General features: G+C 70.4%; 1 pseudogene. It reads right to left on the reverse strand.

The window, feature by feature from the left end:
- Positions 1 to 198: pseudogene (locus KVT32_RS31900) on the reverse strand (aminotransferase); the annotation flags it as partial.
- Between the last annotated feature and the right edge of the window lie 32 nt (positions 199 to 230).

A 230-nucleotide genomic window follows, 5' to 3' on the forward strand; every position in this document is an offset into this window, starting at 1 on the left:
TCGGGTCAGGTCGCGCGCCGCCACGCCCCCTTCCATCGGACCCTGCGCCGCTTCACGCTCCAGATGCGCGTGAATGCCCTGGATCGAGGCCGTGAACGGCAAGGATGCGCCGGCGTGATTGAATTGCACCGAGCTTTGCGTGCCGGGCGCGTGGGCGCGATGCGCCTGGATGGCGCTCGGGGTCAGGGGGGCGGACATGGCGGTTCCTGTCGGGTGGGGGGTTTCAGGCC

The organism is Achromobacter sp. GbtcB20 (assembly GCF_019091095.1).
Lineage (GTDB): Bacteria > Pseudomonadota > Gammaproteobacteria > Burkholderiales > Burkholderiaceae_B > Achromobacter > Achromobacter mucicolens.